Origin of the sequence: Candidatus Defluviibacterium haderslevense, assembly GCA_016712225.1 — a bacterium.
Lineage (GTDB): Bacteria > Bacteroidota > Bacteroidia > Chitinophagales > Saprospiraceae > Vicinibacter > Vicinibacter haderslevensis.
On the sequence record JADJRL010000003.1, the window covers coordinates 1,377,501 to 1,397,541 of the forward strand.

19 protein-coding genes (1 of these 19 running past the window's edge) are annotated in these 20,041 nt (G+C 31.0%); 11 read left to right on the forward strand and 8 right to left on the reverse strand.

The window, feature by feature from the left end:
- The 4 genes from IPK88_05580 to IPK88_05595 form a co-directional block, all read left to right on the forward strand.
- Positions 1 to 240: the 3' end of an ABC transporter permease gene (locus IPK88_05580; protein ID MBK8242873.1), read on the forward strand. It extends 531 nt beyond the left edge of the window; the window shows 240 of its 771 coding nt (coding positions 532-771); the start codon falls outside the window, past its left edge; its stop codon occupies positions 238 to 240.
- Between the two features lie 88 nt (positions 241 to 328).
- Positions 329 to 994, forward strand: a complete 666-nt coding sequence (locus IPK88_05585) for an ATP-binding cassette domain-containing protein (GenBank protein MBK8242874.1) — start codon at positions 329 to 331, stop codon at positions 992 to 994.
- A gap of 1 nt (position 995) precedes the next feature.
- A complete protein-coding gene (locus IPK88_05590; protein ID MBK8242875.1) occupies positions 996 to 1,973 on the forward strand; it encodes an MCE family protein in 978 nt (325 codons plus the stop codon).
- 223 nt (positions 1,974 to 2,196) lie between these two features.
- Positions 2,197 to 3,729: a peptide MFS transporter gene (locus IPK88_05595; GenBank protein ID MBK8242876.1), complete on the forward strand. Its 1,533-nt coding sequence runs from the start codon at positions 2,197 to 2,199 to the stop codon at positions 3,727 to 3,729.
- Between the two features lie 105 nt (positions 3,730 to 3,834).
- On the opposite strand, the gene IPK88_05600 is transcribed toward IPK88_05595, so the two are convergent.
- Positions 3,835 to 4,353, reverse strand: coding sequence for a hypothetical protein (locus IPK88_05600; protein ID MBK8242877.1), 519 nt, complete (start codon positions 4,351 to 4,353; stop codon positions 3,835 to 3,837).
- 260 nt (positions 4,354 to 4,613) lie between these two features.
- Between IPK88_05600 and IPK88_05605 the strand changes: the two genes are divergently transcribed.
- The 3 genes from IPK88_05605 to IPK88_05615 all read left to right on the forward strand — a co-directional run bounded on the left by IPK88_05605 (position 4,614) and on the right by IPK88_05615 (position 8,596).
- Complete coding sequence (locus IPK88_05605) at positions 4,614 to 6,884, forward strand: aconitate hydratase (GenBank protein ID MBK8242878.1); 2,271 nt, start codon at positions 4,614 to 4,616, stop codon at positions 6,882 to 6,884.
- A 275-nt stretch (positions 6,885 to 7,159) separates the two neighbouring features.
- A complete protein-coding gene (mscL, locus tag IPK88_05610; GenBank protein ID MBK8242879.1) occupies positions 7,160 to 7,561 on the forward strand; it encodes a large conductance mechanosensitive channel protein MscL in 402 nt (133 codons plus the stop codon).
- Positions 7,562 to 7,783: 222 nt separating this feature from the next.
- Entirely contained in the window at positions 7,784 to 8,596 is an 813-nt protein-coding gene (locus IPK88_05615) for an energy transducer TonB (protein ID MBK8242880.1), read from the forward strand.
- Positions 8,597 to 8,649: 53 nt separating this feature from the next.
- Here IPK88_05615 and IPK88_05620 read toward each other — a convergent pair whose 3' ends face one another.
- Entirely contained in the window at positions 8,650 to 8,988 is a 339-nt protein-coding gene (locus tag IPK88_05620; protein MBK8242881.1) for a hypothetical protein, read from the reverse strand.
- Between the two features lie 104 nt (positions 8,989 to 9,092).
- Positions 9,093 to 9,833: a lipid A phosphate methyltransferase gene (locus tag IPK88_05625; GenBank protein ID MBK8242882.1), complete on the reverse strand. Its 741-nt coding sequence runs from the start codon at positions 9,831 to 9,833 to the stop codon at positions 9,093 to 9,095.
- A gap of 217 nt (positions 9,834 to 10,050) precedes the next feature.
- Between IPK88_05625 and metG the strand changes: the two genes are divergently transcribed.
- Complete coding sequence (metG, locus tag IPK88_05630; protein ID MBK8242883.1) at positions 10,051 to 12,204, forward strand: methionine--tRNA ligase; 2,154 nt, start codon at positions 10,051 to 10,053, stop codon at positions 12,202 to 12,204.
- A gap of 15 nt (positions 12,205 to 12,219) precedes the next feature.
- Positions 12,220 to 12,882: a fused MFS/spermidine synthase gene (locus tag IPK88_05635; protein MBK8242884.1), complete on the forward strand. Its 663-nt coding sequence runs from the start codon at positions 12,220 to 12,222 to the stop codon at positions 12,880 to 12,882.
- Positions 12,883 to 12,919: 37 nt separating this feature from the next.
- Here the strand turns inward: IPK88_05635 and IPK88_05640 are convergent, their stop codons facing one another.
- The 3 genes from IPK88_05640 to IPK88_05650 form a co-directional block, all read right to left on the reverse strand.
- Complete coding sequence (locus tag IPK88_05640; GenBank protein MBK8242885.1) at positions 12,920 to 13,612, reverse strand: TIGR04283 family arsenosugar biosynthesis glycosyltransferase; 693 nt, start codon at positions 13,610 to 13,612, stop codon at positions 12,920 to 12,922.
- A 30-nt stretch (positions 13,613 to 13,642) separates the two neighbouring features.
- The gene (gene arsS, locus IPK88_05645; protein ID MBK8242886.1) at positions 13,643 to 14,599 is read right to left on the reverse strand and encodes an arsenosugar biosynthesis radical SAM protein ArsS; all 957 of its coding nucleotides are present in this window, start codon (positions 14,597 to 14,599) and stop codon (positions 13,643 to 13,645) included.
- A gap of 111 nt (positions 14,600 to 14,710) precedes the next feature.
- A complete protein-coding gene (locus IPK88_05650) occupies positions 14,711 to 15,043 on the reverse strand; it encodes a carboxymuconolactone decarboxylase family protein (GenBank protein MBK8242887.1) in 333 nt (110 codons plus the stop codon).
- Positions 15,044 to 15,085: 42 nt separating this feature from the next.
- On the opposite strand from IPK88_05650, the gene IPK88_05655 reads away from it, so the two are divergent.
- Entirely contained in the window at positions 15,086 to 16,192 is a 1,107-nt protein-coding gene (locus IPK88_05655; protein ID MBK8242888.1) for a BamA/TamA family outer membrane protein, read from the forward strand.
- 258 nt (positions 16,193 to 16,450) lie between these two features.
- Positions 16,451 to 17,173, forward strand: a complete 723-nt coding sequence (locus tag IPK88_05660) for a DUF547 domain-containing protein (GenBank protein MBK8242889.1) — start codon at positions 16,451 to 16,453, stop codon at positions 17,171 to 17,173.
- A gap of 94 nt (positions 17,174 to 17,267) precedes the next feature.
- On the opposite strand, the gene IPK88_05665 is transcribed toward IPK88_05660, so the two are convergent.
- Positions 17,268 to 18,395 (reverse strand): acyloxyacyl hydrolase, encoded by a 1,128-nt coding sequence (locus IPK88_05665; GenBank protein MBK8242890.1) that lies wholly within the window; start codon positions 18,393 to 18,395, stop codon positions 17,268 to 17,270.
- The gene (locus IPK88_05670) at positions 18,392 to 19,885 is read right to left on the reverse strand and encodes a histidine ammonia-lyase (protein MBK8242891.1); all 1,494 of its coding nucleotides are present in this window, start codon (positions 19,883 to 19,885) and stop codon (positions 18,392 to 18,394) included. The genes IPK88_05665 and IPK88_05670 overlap by 4 nt, the downstream gene beginning before the upstream one ends.
- Positions 19,886 to 20,041 lie beyond the last annotated feature (156 nt).

Sequence of the window (20,041 nt, forward strand, 5' to 3'; positions counted from 1 at the left end):
CTCTACTTTAATTTGGTTCTAAAAACGATTACATTTACAGACATCATCCCTACCACGATTAAAACCTATTTTTTTGGATTTGCTATTGGCTTGGTAGGATGTTATAAGGGATACTATTGTAGTAAAGGAACAGCAGGGGTTGGTTTAGCAGCGAACTCAGCAGTCGTATATACTTCTATGTTATTATTTGTTATTGATTTTATAGCAGTATTTATTACAAATATTTTTTTTACAGTATAAATCTTATACGTTGATACCTAAGCCTATTATTATTATTAAAGATCTGAATAAAAATTATGGACCACATAAAGTACTAAGTGGCTTTGATATGACTTTGTATGAAGGTGAAAATTTAGTTATAATGGGTAAATCAGGTTCCGGGAAATCCGTTATGATCAAATGTATTATAGGACTTGAAGAACCTGATAGCGGTTGTATCGAAGTAATGGGCAAAGATATCACTAAAATAAATCAAACTGAATGGAATGAATTGCGAACTGAAGTTGGTTTTCTCTTCCAAGGAAGTGCACTTTATGATTCAATGTCTGTGAGAGAGAATTTAGAATTTCCGTTACGAAGACATCCTAAAAAATTTGGTGATATCATCGATGCAACTTCACTCGTAGAAGATGCCCTGAACAGTGTTGGACTTGTTGATGCTATTGATCTAATGCCTGACGAACTTTCCGGAGGTATGAAACGTAGAGTTGCCCTTGCAAGAACACTCATACTTCAACCTAAAATTATATTATATGATGAACCTACTACAGGTTTAGATCCGATTACCTCAAAAGAAATCATTTTACTTATGATGTCCATTCAAAAACAATATCATACCTCCTCTATAATTATCACTCATGATGTAGATTGTGCGAGAGTTATTGCTAATAGAATGATACTTCTTATTGATGGAATTAATTATGCTGAAGGTACTTTTGAAGAATTATCACGTTCTAATGATTCAAAAATTAAAGCTTTCTTTAAACAATCTTAAAATGGAAAAAAATAATTCATATAAATTCAAATTAGGTTTATTTGTAATCATTGGCATGACCTTGTTCATTATTGCAACTTACTATATTGGCAACAAACAAAATATGTTTGGTAAAACATTTAATATACAAGCTATATTCAACAATGCAAACGGACTTCAAATTGGGTGTAATGTTAGATATTCAGGAGTCAGTGTTGGAACTGTAAAAGGAATAGAAATGTATAATGACACTACAGTTAAAGTTGACATGATCATTAATAATGAATTTTTAAAGCATATTAAAAAAGACGCTATTGCATCAATTAATTCCGATGGCCTTGTAGGAAATATGATCATTAATATTAGTCCGGGAAAAAATTCTAATGTTCCAATTGAACCTGGAGACATATTAATTTCTTCAAATCGTTTAAAAACTGATGATGCATTAAACACACTAAATGTTTCAAATGAAAATGTAGCATTACTAAGTGCTGACTTACTAAAAATAACTCATCAAATTACCAGTGGTAATGGCCTACTAGGATCCATTACTTATGATTCACTTTTAGTTAAAGATCTAAAAGAAATATTACAATATATCAAAATTACCGGTCAAAAAACTGGAGCATCAATGAGCTCACTAAATAAATTAATACATTCATTGGACAATAAAGATAACATCATTGGAGTACTCAAGGATACATCCGTCGCAAATCAGGTAAAAGCAATAATAAATAATTTAGAAAACTCTAGCCTTGAAATTGATTCAGTAGTTAGCAATCTAAATTCTACAGTTTCTAATTTTAAAGATGGTAATGGTGTTTTTGATTATTTGTCAAATGATACTATGCTCGTCCAAAAAATTGATTCAACAATGTATAATATCAATGAAGCAAGTATACTCTTAAATCAAAATCTGGAAGCCCTAAAACATAATTTCTTATTGCGTGGTTTTTTTAAAAAACAAGAAAAGTTAAAATCCAAAGAACAAAACAAATAAGTTATTATATTAGGGTCAGTTCTTAAATTACAAGGTTTTTAAGTCTTCATCATTCAGATGTCTTGAATTAATATCATTTGTCGACTTGTTATAAAAGAGCAACTTGAACATTAGTTGTCGGTTTTGTTAAAATAGTACTTTGTTTAAAATAGAATCCTCAAATTCTAATTTATAAACTATTTTAGCGTCACGAAAGCTATTTTATAACAAAACAAACAAAACAATGAGTACTAATACTGGTCATCCAAAGGGACTTTATTTACTTTTTTTCACTGAAATGTGGGAGCGCTTTAGCTACTATGGTATGCGCGCTATATTTATCCTATTTATGACTAAAGCCCTTCTCATGAAAGGTGCTGACGCCTCAAATGTTTATGGAAGCTTTACTGGCTTAGTATATCTCACCCCTTTATTGGGAGGATATATTGCAGATCGTTTTTGGGGAAATAGAAGGAGTATATTAATAGGTGGTCTATTAATGGCTTTAGGTCAATTCCTTATGTTTCTAAGTGGAAGCACAGTAATCGATGGTATGGAAAGTGCATCTTCAGTTTCTATGATGTGGGCAGGATTAACTTTTCTAATTATAGGTAATGGATTTTTCAAACCCAATATATCAACCATGGTTGGTCAGTTATATCCAAAAGGGGACCACAGAATTGATGGTGCTTTTACTATCTTTTATATGGGTATAAACTTGGGTGCGTTTTTTGCGCCACTTATCTGTGGAGGAATTGGAGATACCGGAAATGTGCATGATTTCAGATGGGGTTTTCTTGCAGCCTGTATAGGAATGATAATTAGTGTGATATCATTTGAATTACTAAAAAATAAATTATTAAAAACTCCCGATGGTGAACATGTTGGTATGCCAAAACAGAAAATGGATGCTAAAACAGCAGGTATTATTATCGGAAGTACTGGCTTGATTTTCTTTCTACTTAACTTTAAGACACTTTTTAATGTCGATGTAGATATCATAGGCTACCTTATTTATGCGGCTATTATAGTTATGCCTATTGTGATTTTTAGTGATAAAAGCTTGGTTAGTGATGAAAAACAGCGGATTAGTGTTATTTTTATTCTTGCCTTTTTTGTCATATTTTTCTGGGCATGTTTTGAACAAGCTGGAGCTTCATTAACCTTATTTGCTGATACCCAAACGGATAGGCAAATTGGTTCATGGACTATGCCCGCATCATGGTTTCAATCCATCAATCCATTGGGGATCATTATTCTAGCACCTTTGTTTTCTATGTTTTGGAATATGCTCCATAAACGTAATCTCGAACCCTCTTCTCCAATGAAAATGGCCTTTGGATTACTTTTAGTATCCATAGGCTTTATGGTTATAGCCTATGGTGTTCATGGTGTTGATTCTCAAACTAAGATTAGCATGTGGTGGCTCATTGCCCTATATATTCTTCATACTATGGGTGAATTGAGTTTGTCACCTATTGGATTGAGCATGGTTTCAAAACTTGCTCCCCTAAGATTTGCCTCCTTATTGATGGGTACTTGGTTTTTAGCTAATGCCGTAGCCAATAAATTCGCAGGAACTTTATCAGCTTTAATACCTCCTGGTGCTGGAGAAAGCCCAGCAGAAATAGGTGCACAAGTCCCTAATTTCATGGGCATTGAAATAACCAATTTATTTACATTTTTCTGTGTGTTCATCGCCTTAAGTGGAATAGCTGCAATTTTATTATTTGCAATGTATAGATGGCTGGAAAAGAGAATGCATGGCGTTAAATAAATAATTTTGACTTATCTGATTATTCCTCAAATCTTGACTTACTATAAGTAAAGGATTTGAGGAATAATCAGATATAATCATTTTATATTCCAAAAATTATTTCAATTATTTTATATAAACATCAAATGTTACCGTCATTCTGTGGTTAGAATTTGTGGACGTTATTCCTCTGTAATTTAATCTCAGCTCAGATATAAAAACGGATTCTTTGAGATATGTATGAACATCAGGAAATCCTGGTAAAAATTGTAAATCTCTTGATTTCTCATTAGGTTCAGTAAATACTTCACCAATTGGTAATTTAAAACTGCTTTGATTTGGTAAATAGATAAATAATTTTGCTGATTCTATAAAGGAATAACTGATTGGTCCACTAAAAATAGGTGAAATACTAATTCCTTTAATAAGGACTTTACTTATTTGGTCTTCATTTAATTGATGGGCATTTAAAAATTCGTTCCAGTTGGTATTAACATTAAAAGTATAGTAATGCGTAAGCAGTGGATTTAATCCAGCTTCAATTTCAAAATCCATAATATATTCCAATTCAAATTGTCCACTGTCTTGCTTATGGCAACTCAAGCCCAAGACTGCAATCATTAGAACACATGCTAGTTTTTTCATACCTTGATTAATCATCTACTATAACGAAGCTTTTTATTATTAAGGTATAATTTAATAATTCCTTTTATAAATTGATATTTAAGGTAATACTTTTGAACTTTTGTGAAGATTATGAATTTCTGTTAGTGAAAATGATAAGCTTTTCTATATTCTACTCCATATTTAAATTTAAGATCCATTATACTTTGATTTAAAATATTTGGGTATTAAATTTGTGGGAATTTTGAAATCATATTACATAATAATTTAATATATAAAAAATGGAAACTCCTTTTGATTTTGATATGCTTAAAGAGCATTATCATTCTTTATCATTAAAAATATCTAATACTCGAAAAATATTGGGTCGACCATTGACTCTTACTGATAAAATCCTATATAGCCACTTGCATCCAGACTCTCCTGTTAAGGAATATAGCCGAGGCAAAGATTATGTTTTTTTCTCACCTGACCGGGTGGCTATGCAAGATGCAACGGCTCAGATGGCACTGTTACAATTTATGACTTGTGGTAAATCCAAGACGTCTGTGCCTTCAACTGTACATTGCGATCACTTAATATTAGCAAAAGACGGTGCTGATGCTGACTTAAGAAGCTCAAATATTGAAAATGCAGAAGTCTTTGATTTTCTTAAATCAATTTCAAATAAATATGGTATTGGTTTTTGGAAACCCGGTGCTGGTATTATTCATCAAATTGTACTGGAAAATTATGCATTCCCTGGCGGAATGATGATTGGAACCGATTCACATACACCAAATGCCGGAGGATTAGGAATGCTTGCTATTGGTGTAGGGGGAGCAGATGCGGTGGATGTTATGACGGGTATGCCCTGGGAACTTAAAATGCCTAAGATCATTGGAGTTCATCTTACTGGTTCTTTAAGTGGCTGGGCTTCGGCTAAAGATGTCATTTTAAAAGTAGCTGGAATCCTAACTGTAAAAGGTGGTACCGGAGCCATTGTTGAATATTTTGGTGAAGGAGCACAATCACTTTCTTGCACTGGTAAAGGTACTATTTGTAATATGGGTGCTGAAATTGGTGCTACAACCTCTACGTTTGGATATGATGCAGCAATGGCCAAATATTTAAAAGCAACCAATAGAACAAGTATTGCTGAATTAGCAGACAGCGTTGTAGCTGATCTAAATGGTGATCCAGAATGTTATTTAAATCCTGAGCAATATTTTGATCAGGTCATACATATAGATCTTAACACGCTAGAACCTCATGTGAATGGACCGTATACACCTGATTTAGCATGGCCAATATCTAAATTTGCTGCCGCTGTAAAGGATAATAATTATCCTGAAACACTTGATGTTGGACTGATTGGATCTTGTACCAATTCATCTTATGAAGACCTTTCCAGAGCAGCATCTGTTGCACAACAAGCCATAACTAAAAATCTTAAAGTTAAATCAGAGTTTACAGTGACTCCGGGTTCAGAATTGATTAGATACACTGTAGAAAGGGATGGTTTGTTAAATGCCTTTGAACAGATTGGTGGTATTGTTTTGGCTAATGCTTGTGGTCCATGTATAGGCCAATGGAAACGTCATAATCTCGATCCAACTAGAAAAAATTCAATTATTACTTCATTCAATCGAAATTTTAGCAAAAGAAATGATGGAAATGCGAACACACACGCTTTCGTTGCTTCACCTGAAATTGTAACTGCTCTTGCTGTAGCCGGAAAATTGAGCTTTAACCCATTAGTTGATTCTTTAATGAACGAAAATGGTGAAATGGTCAAACTGGATCCGCCTTCCGGATTTGAACTACCACCAAAAGGATTTGATGTAGCCGATGCTGGTTATGAAGCACCAGCTGGAGAAGGATCTCAAATCAAAATCGCAGTCAATCCTTCAAGTAAAAGAATCCAATTACTGGAACCCTTCAAAGAAATTACTTCTGATCAATTAAGAAATGTTCGGGTTTTAATAAAAGCCAAAGGAAAATGTACTACAGATCATATCTCAATGGCTGGACCATGGCTAGAATTTAGAGGCCACCTGGAAAACATTTCAAATAACTGTCTGATCGGTGCAATGAATTCATATAATGGTGAATCCAATAGGGTTTTGAATTTTGTAACGAATGAATACATGACCGTTCCCGATTCTGCAAGAACTTACAAATCAAACAATATCAGTACTTTCGTAATCGGTGAAGAAAACTATGGGGAAGGATCTTCTAGAGAACATGCTGCAATGGAACCACGGTATTTAGGTGTTAAAGCGGTTATCGTAAAATCCTTCGCTCGAATTCACGAAACCAATTTGAAAAAACAAGGAATGCTCGCCTTGACATTTAAACAACCTTCAGATTATGAACTGATCCGTCAGGATGATTTACTGGATCTTGAAGGATTTGATGTTATGAATCCTGGAGAACCTTTAATTCTAATTGCTAAGCATAACGATGGTTCTTCAGACAGAATTGAATTACTTCATACTTATAATGAACAACAAATTTCATGGATAAGAGAAGGGTCAGCCTTGAATAAAATCAGAAAAGAATTAGCTTAAATAATTTAGTAATTGTAACTATTCAAGTCTTAGCCCTGTAGGGGCGATTAATTTTTTGCGATGGATAAAATCCGTCGTAAAAAGTAAATATATAATGTTTTTGGCGGCATTTTTGCCTGATTTTTACAAAAATGATGACAAAAACATACCGTTTTTGTTGTGACTTGAATAAATACAAGTCAATTAATATTATTTTTACGAATGCAACTTACAATCGCTGGATTCGAATTTAAACTAAAATTTTTTCTCATTTAATTAATTAAATCAAACTCATCATGTTCAAGGAATTTAAAGATTTTGCAATGCGCGGTGGATTAATTGACATCGCAGTAGGTTTGGTACTCGCAGCTGCCTTCGGTACTATAGTTTCTAGTTTTGTGGATGGTATGTTTATGCCATTAGTATCTAAAATATTCCAATTTGGTGACTTCAAAGAAGCAAAAATTGTTTTAGATCAAGCTGTTTTAGGAGCTGATGGAAAAATTGCCACACCTGAAAATGCAATATATTATGGAACTTTTATTTCCTCAATTATTAATTTCATAATCATCGCGTTTGTAATGTTCTTAATAGTCAAAGCTGTAAATTCTACTAAGAAAACAGAAGTCGCAGCACCTGCTGGTCCAAGTTCAGAACAACTATTAACAGAAATTAGAGATCTGCTCGCAAAAAAGTAAAAATATATAATTAATAAAAAAAGGTCTTAGGTTAATCCTAAGACTTTTTTTTATTTCAAATTCAAAAATAATATATTGATCATTCAACAATTACGATCTCATTCTAATCAATAATTTTATAATTTTTGCTATTTCAATATATTATATTGAAAATTATTACGTTGGCAACGTTTTATATTAATCTTACGTTATATAAATAAGATTCATCTAAAACAAAAAATTATGAAAACTAACATTAATTCAGAAAATCTATTCGATGATATCATCTTCGAAAATCGAAACAAAAATTATGGTGCTTATCAACTTCGAAGAACCTATAATGATCATATGGCTAAGGCAATGTGTTTAACAATAATTATGATAATAACTTTCATTGTTTCTTCAAATATTTTAGCTAAAACTAAATTAAAAATAATCGACCCAATGGTGATAAATGTTAAACCGGATTCTTTAATAATTATAAACTTTCCTACTATACCAAAAACTAAACCTTACTTCAATAATCAAAATCATAAATTTAAAACCACAAAAGTTGTAACTCCAAGAATTGTTAATGACAAAGAAGACATAAAAGAAATTAATATTCCAACCGTCGATGAAATCAGATTGGTATCCATCGGGACTGAAACTTCTGATGGTGATACTCTTACAAATATAAATGGTATCGAGCAAGGTGATATTATTAAAACTGGAACATTAACTGGATCATCTGAATCCACTTTTGTTGATTTTGCTGAAGTCATGCCCAGTTTTCCTGGTGGTGCTGAAAAATTATATAAATATTTACAAAAAAATATTAACTACCCTAATATTGCTCGAGAAAACCGAATTGAAGGTACCGTTATCGTTGGGTTTATAGTTTCTCAATTTGGTGAAATACTTAATGTTGAAGCTATGAGAAAAATTGGTGGTGGTTGTGATGAAGAAGCAGTTAGAGTTATTTCTCAAATGCCTAAATGGAATCCTGGACAACACAGAAATAAAACAGTTGCTGTAAAGTATTCACTTCCACTAAAATTTAAACTGATTAATTAGTCTTTAAATTGACCTACAAGTTAAAATTATTAAGATAAAATATTGGACAGAATTTAAATTCGATGAAAAGAATTTAAATTCTGTTCATCCAACAAATGCATGGAATCCCCAGCAAATCTAATGACTCTGAATTTATATTTAAAAGTTGGAAACGAAATTATTAAGGAATCACCCTTAATTGAATACGGAAATCCTGGTTGATTGACTTCTTGCAAAAAATACATACTGTCATTGAGTATTTTAAAATCTGCAGACTGACTTATTGTGTTCTTCCATATGCCTTGTATACTTTGAGGGCTAACTCCCAAGTATTCTGGTTTATTGACTTTTGTAGTCTCTTTACAAGCAAAAAAACATATTACTATAACTACAATTAAATGATATTCTTTCATATAAGACTTAAATGTATTGCAATAAATAAAATTTAGAAACCTATAAAAAAATAAACGCTCATATTGAGATCAGGATTTGATAAATACATTGCATTGCATTGCATTTATCTTTCTGCTTCATCCAACCAATTAGTATTTTGTTTAATGATTTTTAATATGAAATATAAAAGTATACAAATAACCATGGCTAAAGTCCAAAACGAATAATCCAAAATTACCTTACCCATTAAATAATTTCTAAGTATATAAAAAATCCAAAAAATAAAAAACAATGCTGCCAATCCATTCTTTTCTTTCTTAAGTATTTTCTTCCAACTAAAATGTATTTCTGTACTATTAAATAGTGAAAAATTGGGAATAAAAGCCGGAGTTTTCAATGCCCAATTTAAATACATGGTATTGAATTTTCCTCTTAAAAATTGTTCTTCTGCAAACATGATCCTCTCATAATATATCCAAAACAATAAACAAAAAATAATAACAAAAAAAATACTCATTGGCAATAAAGCAAAACCCAAATACATTAAAAAATTTCCAAGATAAAGTGGGTGTCTAACTATTGAATAAATTCCTTGTTGGTTTAATGTATCAGCCACTTGACCAGCCGCAGTATTTCTTCCAGATGTATTGGCAGGTGAATGACCAACAGTATAAATTCTTATCAACAATCCAATTATTGACACGCCAAGCGATAAATAGATAATCCCATTACCAAATGGGTCTTTACCATCTCTAATACTAATCGTATAAATTATAAAACTAGCTAACAATATCAAAATTGGAATATAGCTTCGATGTTTAAATAGAAAATTTCCTTGTTGCTCGAATTCTTCTTGTAAAGGCATAGGTATAAATTAATCAAACAAGATATGCAATTATTGAATATTCAACAGAATTTATATTATAAATCGTTTAATAAATCATTTATATTATTATTTATTAAATGTTGAAAACTAACTATATAGGTAATAAATTTTATTATATAAAAAAAATATTAATTTGAAGGTAAATTGGCGCCTTCCATTAGCTATCTTCGCAACGTTTTATAATATACCCTTTGCTATGGTCGAATATAAAAGGCATTTAATTACAGCAGCATTGCCATATGCAAATGGTCCATTACATATTGGCCATCTCGCCGGTGCTTATTTGCCTGCTGATATTTATGCACGGTTTTTAAGAATTATGGATAAAGAAGTTGTTTTCATCTGTGGTTCCGACGAACATGGTGCGGCTATAACAATGCGCGCTTTAAAAGAACAAAAGACACCACAAGAAATTATTGATATATATCATCAACAATTTGTTGAGACGTTCAAAGGGGCTGGAATAAGTTTTGACTTTTATCATAGAACTTCATCTGATTTGCACCACCAAACATCTCAGGATTTCTTTAGAACATTATATATTAAAGAAACTTTTGTTGAAAAAGAGTCAGATCAATATTTTGATCAAGAAGCTAACCAATTTTTAGCTGATCGTTATATTGTGGGTACCTGTCCGAAATGTGGAAATGATAATGCATACGGTGACCAATGTGAAAATTGTGGTTCATCTCTTAGTCCACAAGAATTAATTAACCCGAAATCTGTTTTAACAGGTGCTACACCTATTCTTAAAACAACCAAACATTGGTATCTTCCTTTAGATCAATATGAAGATTGGCTTAAAGAGTGGCTCGAATTAGGGACCATAAATCATATTGAACACCATGACCCTGAAACTTGGAAAAACCATGTATTGGGCCAATGCAAATCCTGGATCGATAGTGGATTACAAGCCCGCGCGATGACAAGAGATTTGGATTGGGGTGTTGATGTTCCTCAAGAAATCCCTGGCAGTCTTGGCAAAAAACTTTATGTTTGGTTAGATGCACCAATTGGATATATTTCCGCAACCAAAAAATGGGCTGAAGAAAATAATAAAGATTGGAAACAATATTGGCAAGATCCTGAATCCGAACTTATACAATTTATTGGTAAGGATAATATTGTTTTTCATTGTATCATCTTTCCGGTACTCTTAAAAGCACATGGTGATTTTAATTTACCAGTTAATGTGCCCGCCAACCAATTTATGAATCTTGAAGGTAAAAAAATTTCTACTTCTAGAAATTGGGCCGTTTGGGTGCATGAATATCTAACTGAATTACCTGGTCATGTAGATGAATTGAGATATTATCTTATTAAAAACATGCCTGAACAAAAAGACAGCGAATTTACTTGGAAAACTTTTCAGGATGCAGTCAATAATGAATTGGTTAATAATCTCTCCAATTTTGTTCATAGGGTCTTGGTTTTAACGGATAAGTATTATAAAGGTTCTATTCCTGATTTTGATCCGAATTGTTCTATTAATGGTGTAATTGAAGATGATTTTGGTGGTTATCATGATTCTGAATGTATCTACTTATTTGATCAAGTTCAAGAATTAAATCAATGCTTAAGACAATTTGATTTTAGAGGTGGATTGAAATATTTGATGGAAATTTGCACTGCAGGAAACCAATTATTACAAAATAATGAACCCTGGAAAAACCACAAAAGCGATCCAGAAAGTGTAGAAGTAGTTATGAACTTGGCTTTGCACTATGTAATTGTAATAAGTGTAGCCATGCATCCATTTCTACCCAAAGCTTCAGACAAACTTCGAAAAATGCTAAATCTGCCATTAATAGAGGGTAAAGGTGAATTAGTAAATCTATTAAATGAACTAGCGGAAGGAATTATCATTGCTGAACCGGGTCATAAACTTCAAAAACCTGATTACTTGTTTGTTAAAATTGAAGATGAAATAATTGAATATCAAATGTCAAAACTCGAAAAAACGAAATTAATTCAAGATGAAATGAATGATATTCAACAAAACTTCAGCTACTTACCATTAAAACCTGAAATCAATTATGAAGATTTTGATAAAATGGATATTCGAACAGCTAAAATTATCGAAGCAGAGAGAATACCAAAAGCAGATAAATTACTAAAACTCAAATTAGATCTTGGTTTTGAACAAAGGACTGTTGCCAGCGGAATAGCCCAACATTTTACACCTGAAGAAATTATTGGTAAAGAAGTATTAATTCTTGCAAACCTTGCACCACGAACGATTAGAGGAGTAGAATCAAAAGGTATGATTTTAATGGCAGAAAATGAACTTGGTCAACTTTCATTCGTTACCCCACAAAATGGTTGGACATTAGGTTTCTCAGTTAAGTAAATTTTATTTAAATTAATGCAAATTTTATTTAAACTAAAACTGCTTTTTAGTTATATTATAGATATTCCCATAGAAAGGACCACATCTAAATTTAATCCTGAATTAAACGTCTTTTTATCAAATGGAAGATTTAAATTGGTAAGTCAAAATGCCATCTATTCCTATGCAGACTTATATGATAACTATTATAAAGCCTTTAAATCAATTAATTTTCATACTATTTCCCCTGATTCGATTTTAGTGTTGGGTCTAGGCTTGGGAAGTATCCCTTTCATGTTGGAAAAAAAATTTAATATTAATGCCTCATATACATGTATTGAAATAGATCCAGAAATCATTAGATTATTTAACAAATATATCAGAATGTCATTAAAATCCAAGTTGGATATTATTAATGACAATGCAACTTCATTTTTGAAAAATCATAATAAATCTTATGATATCATTTGTATGGATATTTTTGAAGACGCTCATATTCCAATTGAATTTGAAACGCTTGAATTCATAAAACAAATTAAAAACTTACTTTCCACAAAAGGAATTCTTATTTATAATAGGTTGGCAGAAAATAAAAATGATCTTATATATAATTTGGATTTTGATTCAAAATTTATTACAATTTTTCCGAATCGGTATATTGTGAAAATGGATTCAAATTGGATGTATATTTCTAATTAATCGCCTTACATTTCGTTACCAAATTAAGTAATGAAAATTAATACGAATTCAACATTCGTTGATACGTTTCCTTAATTTTTAATGGTGATACTTTTTTAAGAAATAATTGATATGCTTTCATATTTGCGAGCATTACTCTAATCCATGAATTCGTTTTATATTTTCTTACAGAAACTAAAACATAATCAGGTAAAATATGCAAGGATGTTAATAACATAGCTCTTTGTATTAAATCATATTCTTCCATAATAATCCAATGTTCATCAAATCCATTTAATGAATCAAAGAATTTTTTACAAATAAAAATGGTTTGATCTCCACCGCGACACCAAAGTCTATTAAATCGAGTAAAATAGGAATTGATCAGAAAGATGGGATTCGAACTATTAAACTTTTGTCTATACATTGCCATTAAGATACCTTCTGATGCTAATTTTAGAAAATCCGAATAAAAACTGGAAGGTGGAAAAACATCAGCATGCACATAGTATATATAATTTCCTGAACACAAAGAAGCGCCATAATTCATTTGACTAGCACGACTGGTCTTGGGAGCTTCAATAAATTTAACAGGATAAGAAGCTACAATTTGCTGAGTCCTATCCTTACTACCTCCATCTACAATGATTATTTCAACGTTTTTATTAGAGGTATTTTCTAAAAGGTATTTTAATAATCCACCAATATTATCTTCCTCATTCAAAGTCGGAATAATAATACTTAATTTCATATATATTCTCTTAGCTGATATGTTCCTTTTTTATGATAAACTCCCGCCACAACTCGAGCCTGCTCCAGCTGTACATCCATAACAATGTTGATTTATTACAATATTTCTAGATTGCAATTCATTGATGTGAAAATCGGAAATATGTTTTGAAGGGCATGAAACCATCAAATCCAACATTTGGTTAAAATCACAATCATATATAAATCCATCCCACCCAATTGAGATGGTATTTCTACACATAACTTCGCTTGCTGCGATTGGATTGAAGGCTTCTATCAATTTGTCCATATAGCCCTTATAATTATTAGTTTCTATAAGATATTCTAAAAATCGACTAATGGGTAAATTAGTAATTGCAAAAAGTTGATTAAAACTAATATTATAATTTGCTTTTAATTTCTTTTTAAATTCTTGTTCCAATACCATTTGTGAACTTGGAAGAAATGCACCGGATGGATTATAAACAAGATCAAGTACTAGACCACTATCTGATATTCCATATCCAACCTTATTCAACATTTGTAATGCTTGAATGGATTTCTCAAATACTCCTTCTCCACGTTGGGCATCAGTTCGACCTGCACTAAAATATGGAAGCGATGAAACTACTACAATTTTATGCTTTTTAAAAAAATCAGGTAGGTCATGATATTTTTTATTAGCCAATATAATTGTTAAATTACATCTTACAATTATTTTTTGTACACCCAATATATAAATTTCTTCAATAAACCATCTAAAATCAGGGTTCATTTCCGGTGCTCCTCCTGTTATATCTACGGTATGCGCTCCAGATAATCGAATTGCTCTTAAACACAATTCCATGGTTTCGCGAGTCATGATTTCCTTTCGGTCAGGACCCGCATCTACATGGCAATGTTTACAAACCTGATTACACATTTTACCAACATTTATTTGAAATATTTCAATTTTTGTTGGCTTTAATGGGAATAAATTAACTTCCCTAAGTTTATGGCTAAATGACATATGACCAATCTGCTCATTGATCGACTGACTCAACACATCTAATTGATGAAATGAATCTGAATAAGTACTGTGCCTGCCTTTTAAAGATTTAGTATTCTCTTGCACTTATAATTACATTGAAAGTTCTTTAACCTTATTCATCATCTGAACACTATGAACCAAAGATGCTCCACCTCTTATCGCCGCAGCTACATGGACTGCTTCCATGACTTGCGCTTCATCACATCCCTTTTCTAAAGTATCCACACTATATGCATCAATACAATATGGACATTGTATAGCATGTGCCACAGCTAAGGCAATTAAACTTTTCTCACGAACCGTTAAAGCTCCTTCTTTAAATACATCATTGTAATATTCAAAAAACTTATTTGCAAGATTTGGCTGAAATTCGCCAATTTTACCAAATTTTTTTAAATCCTCGGGATTATAATAAGTATTCATGATATTGAATTTGTTTAAAAATAATAATTAAGACAAATATAAATGGAATTTGTTCTCCATTCTTACTATAGGATACCAATTATACTAATATTTTATTTAATAAGTATTCATTTCGCCTATTCATCAATTACCATTGATTCAACATTAAAAAGAAAAAAACTAATTGCTTTACCTGTTATTTATTATACTCCTGACACCAGATGGGGGTTTGGAGCTGCTGGAGTCTTTTCATTTAATTTTAAATCAGATACGCTAAATGCTCGGTATTCAAATATAAGCTTTGGTTTTGCCTACACACAAAATAAACAATTATCGGTTTATATTCCGTATCAATTGTATGTATTAAATAGAAAAGTATGGATTTATGGTGAACTTGGATTTTACAATTATATTTATTCGTTTTATGGAATAGGAAATAATTCACCTATATTATTGGAAGAAAAATATAGTGTCCAGTTTCCAAGAATTCGGATTGCACCATTAATAAAATTGATGAAAAACCATTACCTTGGTATGCGTTTCTCAAGAGATCAATTCAAATATTTAAAATATGATACTTCAGGGCAACTTATAGCTCATTCAATTTTAGGTTCAATCTCTGGAACCAGCTCAAATCTTGGAATTATTTATAACTTTGATTCACGTGATATACCCCTTTATCCATCAAAAGGTATTCTGTTTGAATCCTATGTATACACAGAAAATACAAGACTTGCAAGCGACTACCATTTTTCAAAAGTATCTATTGACTTTTCTCAATATATGAATTTAAAAAAGAATTTAATATTTGCAACAAATATTATACATCAAATTAGTTTTGGAGATGTTCCTTTTCATCAATTACCTACCATCGGGGGACCCAAAAAACTTAGAGGATATATTGATGGTCGATATCGTGATAAAATGTTATTAATACTTCAATTTGAACTTAGACAAAAATTAAACAAATATCTTGGAATGGTTGCATTCTGGGGAATTGGAGAAATTAGTCCCAATTATGATGAATTGAAACTTAAATACATTTATCCTAATTTTGGTGTGGGATTGAGAATCGTTCTTGACCAAAAACAAAAATACAATTTAAGATTAGATTATGGATTTGGAAAAAACAGCAATGGATTTTATCTCACATTAGGTGAAGCATTTTAAAAGCACTATTTAGTTGTTTTAAAACTATCACATTCTATAAAAACAAAAATTTTCTTCAAAAAAACATGAAATATATAATACTATATGCTTACATTTAATTTAAGTTAAAAAAAATATACTATATTATAAATAATTAAAACCACGTTTAATCGTTTTATTTTAGCAATGATTAATTACTAATATTGTATCTATTAAATGTTGTCATATTTAAATCTAAATTATACAAGATATCGTATATAATAAAACAAACAATATTAAATGAATAAATTACTAATTTTTATCATATTAACACTTACTTCTAGCGTTTCATATTGTCAGCTATCTCATAATGAATGGACAGAATTATTAAAAAAACACGTATCTAATAATGGACAAGTTAGTTATAAGACATTCCTGAATGACAGCACTAAATTAAATTATTATCTTTCTAATTTAGAAAAGAACCCTCCGCAAGAAGATTGGGCCAAAAATAGACTGCTAGCTTATTGGATTAATGCATACAATGCATATACAGTAAAACTTATTCTAATGAATTATCCTGTTAAAGGAATTAAAGAAATAGGAGGAAAAATTCCCTTTGTGAATTCAACCTGGGACATTAAATTTATTAAAATCAAAGGAGAAAACAAGGATTTAAATTATATTGAACATCATATTTTACGAAGGAAGTTTGATGATCCAAGAATACATATGGCTTTAGTATGTGCCTCTAGATCTTGTCCAGTTTTAAGAAATGAAGCTTATACAGAACAAAACTTAGATATCCAATTAGATGATCAGTGTCGCAACTTTCTAAAAGATTCTACAAGAAATGACATCAACCCAAAAGAAGCTGAAATTTCAATGATTTTCAAATGGTATAGTGGTGATTTCAAAAAAATGGGTGGTGTTAATGCTTTCATTAATAAATATTCACTTATTAAAATTAATGAGAATACTAAAAAAAATTATATGTCCTATGATTGGAATCTTAATGATTAAAGGGCACACAATAACTATCAAACTGATACCAATCACAAAAAATAAAAGGTGTTTTATTTGAAAATAATATGGGGTTCCCTACTATTAAATGAGGTTAAGTCTTTATTAAACTATAGTTTTTTAATCTAATTCCTGAATTAATACTTATGTATTCCGCTACGCCATATTGTGTTTTTAATGCAATTCCAGTTTGAACTTTAAAATATTTAGCAATTGTAATCGGTAAATGATATTGAATTACAAATTTATTATAAAGTGGATATCCTGCATAAATGGAACTCTTCAGAAACTGATATCCAATTCGTAATTCTATGGAAACAGGTCCAATCAACCATTCATGACCGACAAATCCTTGTAATCTTAATCCGGCTTTAAAAGCAGAATTAATATCATTGGCCAATTCAGTATGAGCTGCAAAATATGCCGAAACAAAATGATACTCAACTTCAATCCCACTTCGAATGGATTTAAAATTATTATAATGATAAGCAGGTTCAAGACTAAAAATTCTAACAGGATATTTTGGACCACCCACTACTTTAATTTCACGATATGCAATTCCATATATTAAACTTAAAGACCATTTTGATTGAGAATGCTTATTATATAATGTTTTAATTCTTGCATAATTTGAATTATAACCCAATCCAGCAATGATGCTATAATAATTTAATCCTAAATTTGGATAAGCATATCCGCCATTTGAAATGTGACTTAATCCAACTCCAAAAAACAAATTTATTTTCCGATAAATATTATATTCATACTTTAATTGAAAAGTTGCAGAGTTGTTCCAATGTGTTCCTATAGCATTTTGCGCTACGTTTGTTTTAATATTATATGGTTTGAAGACATATGTTGCACCACTTCCAATTACAAAACGACAAGAACTTTTTCTCCTATGCAAAAATCCAAAATCAAAAAATGGATATATCCCAATTGCATTTCCTAATAAAATTGAAGGCTTTCCTAAATCATGAAACACTAGATTAATGCCATATCTTGGGTATCCATAATATTGTTGCCATGCTTTTTTTCCATTTGTTTGAGCACATATTTTTGCATCAAGAAAAAGAGAATAACCATTAGATTCAAAAGCAAATTTTTTAGTATGGTGTATCAATTTAGCACTTTGAAATGCTAACTGATATGTTTTAATATTGTTTTGACTTTTTACACAAATGGCTGTAAGTAAAAACCAAATAAAAAATAAAATTCTCAAACCTGACTGCATTTATATTCTAAAAATTCAATAGTGGTATCATATTGAAGTGATGGAATATGATCATCTTCTATTAAAGGAACTTGTTCCAAATATTGAACTACCTTGTCGTTCAGCAAAGTATTTAATTTCCAATTCGTTCTAAATGACCAAGCTCTTACTGCAGTCATCCATTCCATTGCCATAACAAATTGTACATTTTTTGCAATCATTTCACATTTTAATCCGGCATTTGCTGCCATACTTACATGATCTTCTTGCCCTTTGCTGGTTACTATTGAATCAACTGAAGATGGTGATGCAAATTGCTTATTAATACTAACATATCCTGCTGCGGCATATTGTACAATCATATAACCCGAATTTAATCCAGGGTTATTTGTCAAAAATTCAGGTAAATCTCTACTTCCTGATATCAATTGATAAATTCTTCTTTCAGAAATATTTCCCAATTCGGCTATTGCAATTCCTAAAAAATCTGAAGCAAATCCCAATGGTTGGGCATGAAAATTTCCGCCAGATAATATAAGTTTATCTTCGATCAACACAGGATTATCAGTTACTGAATTTATTTCACGATTTATAATATCGATACAATATAGTATGACATCCAAACTTGCACCATGTACTTGTGGAATACATCTAAAACTATACGGATCCTGTACGGTGGATCTTGTTCTAGTATATAATTCACTTCCCTTCAAAATTTCCGAAATACTTTTAGCTGTTTCGATTTGACCTAATTGTCTTCTAATCTGATTTAATTCTGGATTTAAAAAATCTGTTGAAGCATTAAAAGCTTCCATGGATAATGCAGCAATTAAATTTGATTGTGTATAAATCATTTTAGCTTTAAAGCAAGATTCCAACAATAGACTTAATGAATATTGGGTTCCATTAAGCAATGCCAATCCCTCCTTTGCCTTTAATCCTGGTAAAGTAATAACATGATTAAGGACCAATTCAAATGTTGGCGTTATAACTCCTTGATACCAAACTTCTCCTTCACCAATTATAGGTAAACTCATATGAGCTAAGGGCGCTAAATCTCCTGAAGCACCAAGAGATCCCATCTCAGGAATACATGGAATGATGTTTTCATTATACAACCAAATTAGGAACTGTACAATTTCAATTCTAACACAGGAATTACCCTTTGATAAACTAATTATTTTTAATAATAATATCAATCTGGAACTCTGAATAGATCTTAACTTACTACTACCACAAGCATGTGATCTTATAAGATTAATTTGCAATAAATCCAATTGTTTTTCTGGAATTACTGTATTACATAAAGAACCGAAACCAGTATTAATTCCATATATTGCTTGTTCATTTGTAGCTAATATTTGTTCTAAATGTTTACGTCCTAAAGTAACTTTTTCTATTAATGCATTTGATAATGCAATCTTTGGTTCATTTTGCCATATGTGAATTAAAGCTTCAAAGCCTAAATCCTTGTCTTCGATTACATAAATAGATTTCATGGTGTAAATATAATTGTATTACCCATTGACTTAAGCTAAAATCCTATCATAAATAAACTTTTATTAAAAATTAAAGTTATCTGTTTGATTTTCTACCAATTTTGGAATCCTAAAATAAGATTTTTATCCTTAAATTTTAGCTGTTTTTCTTACTTT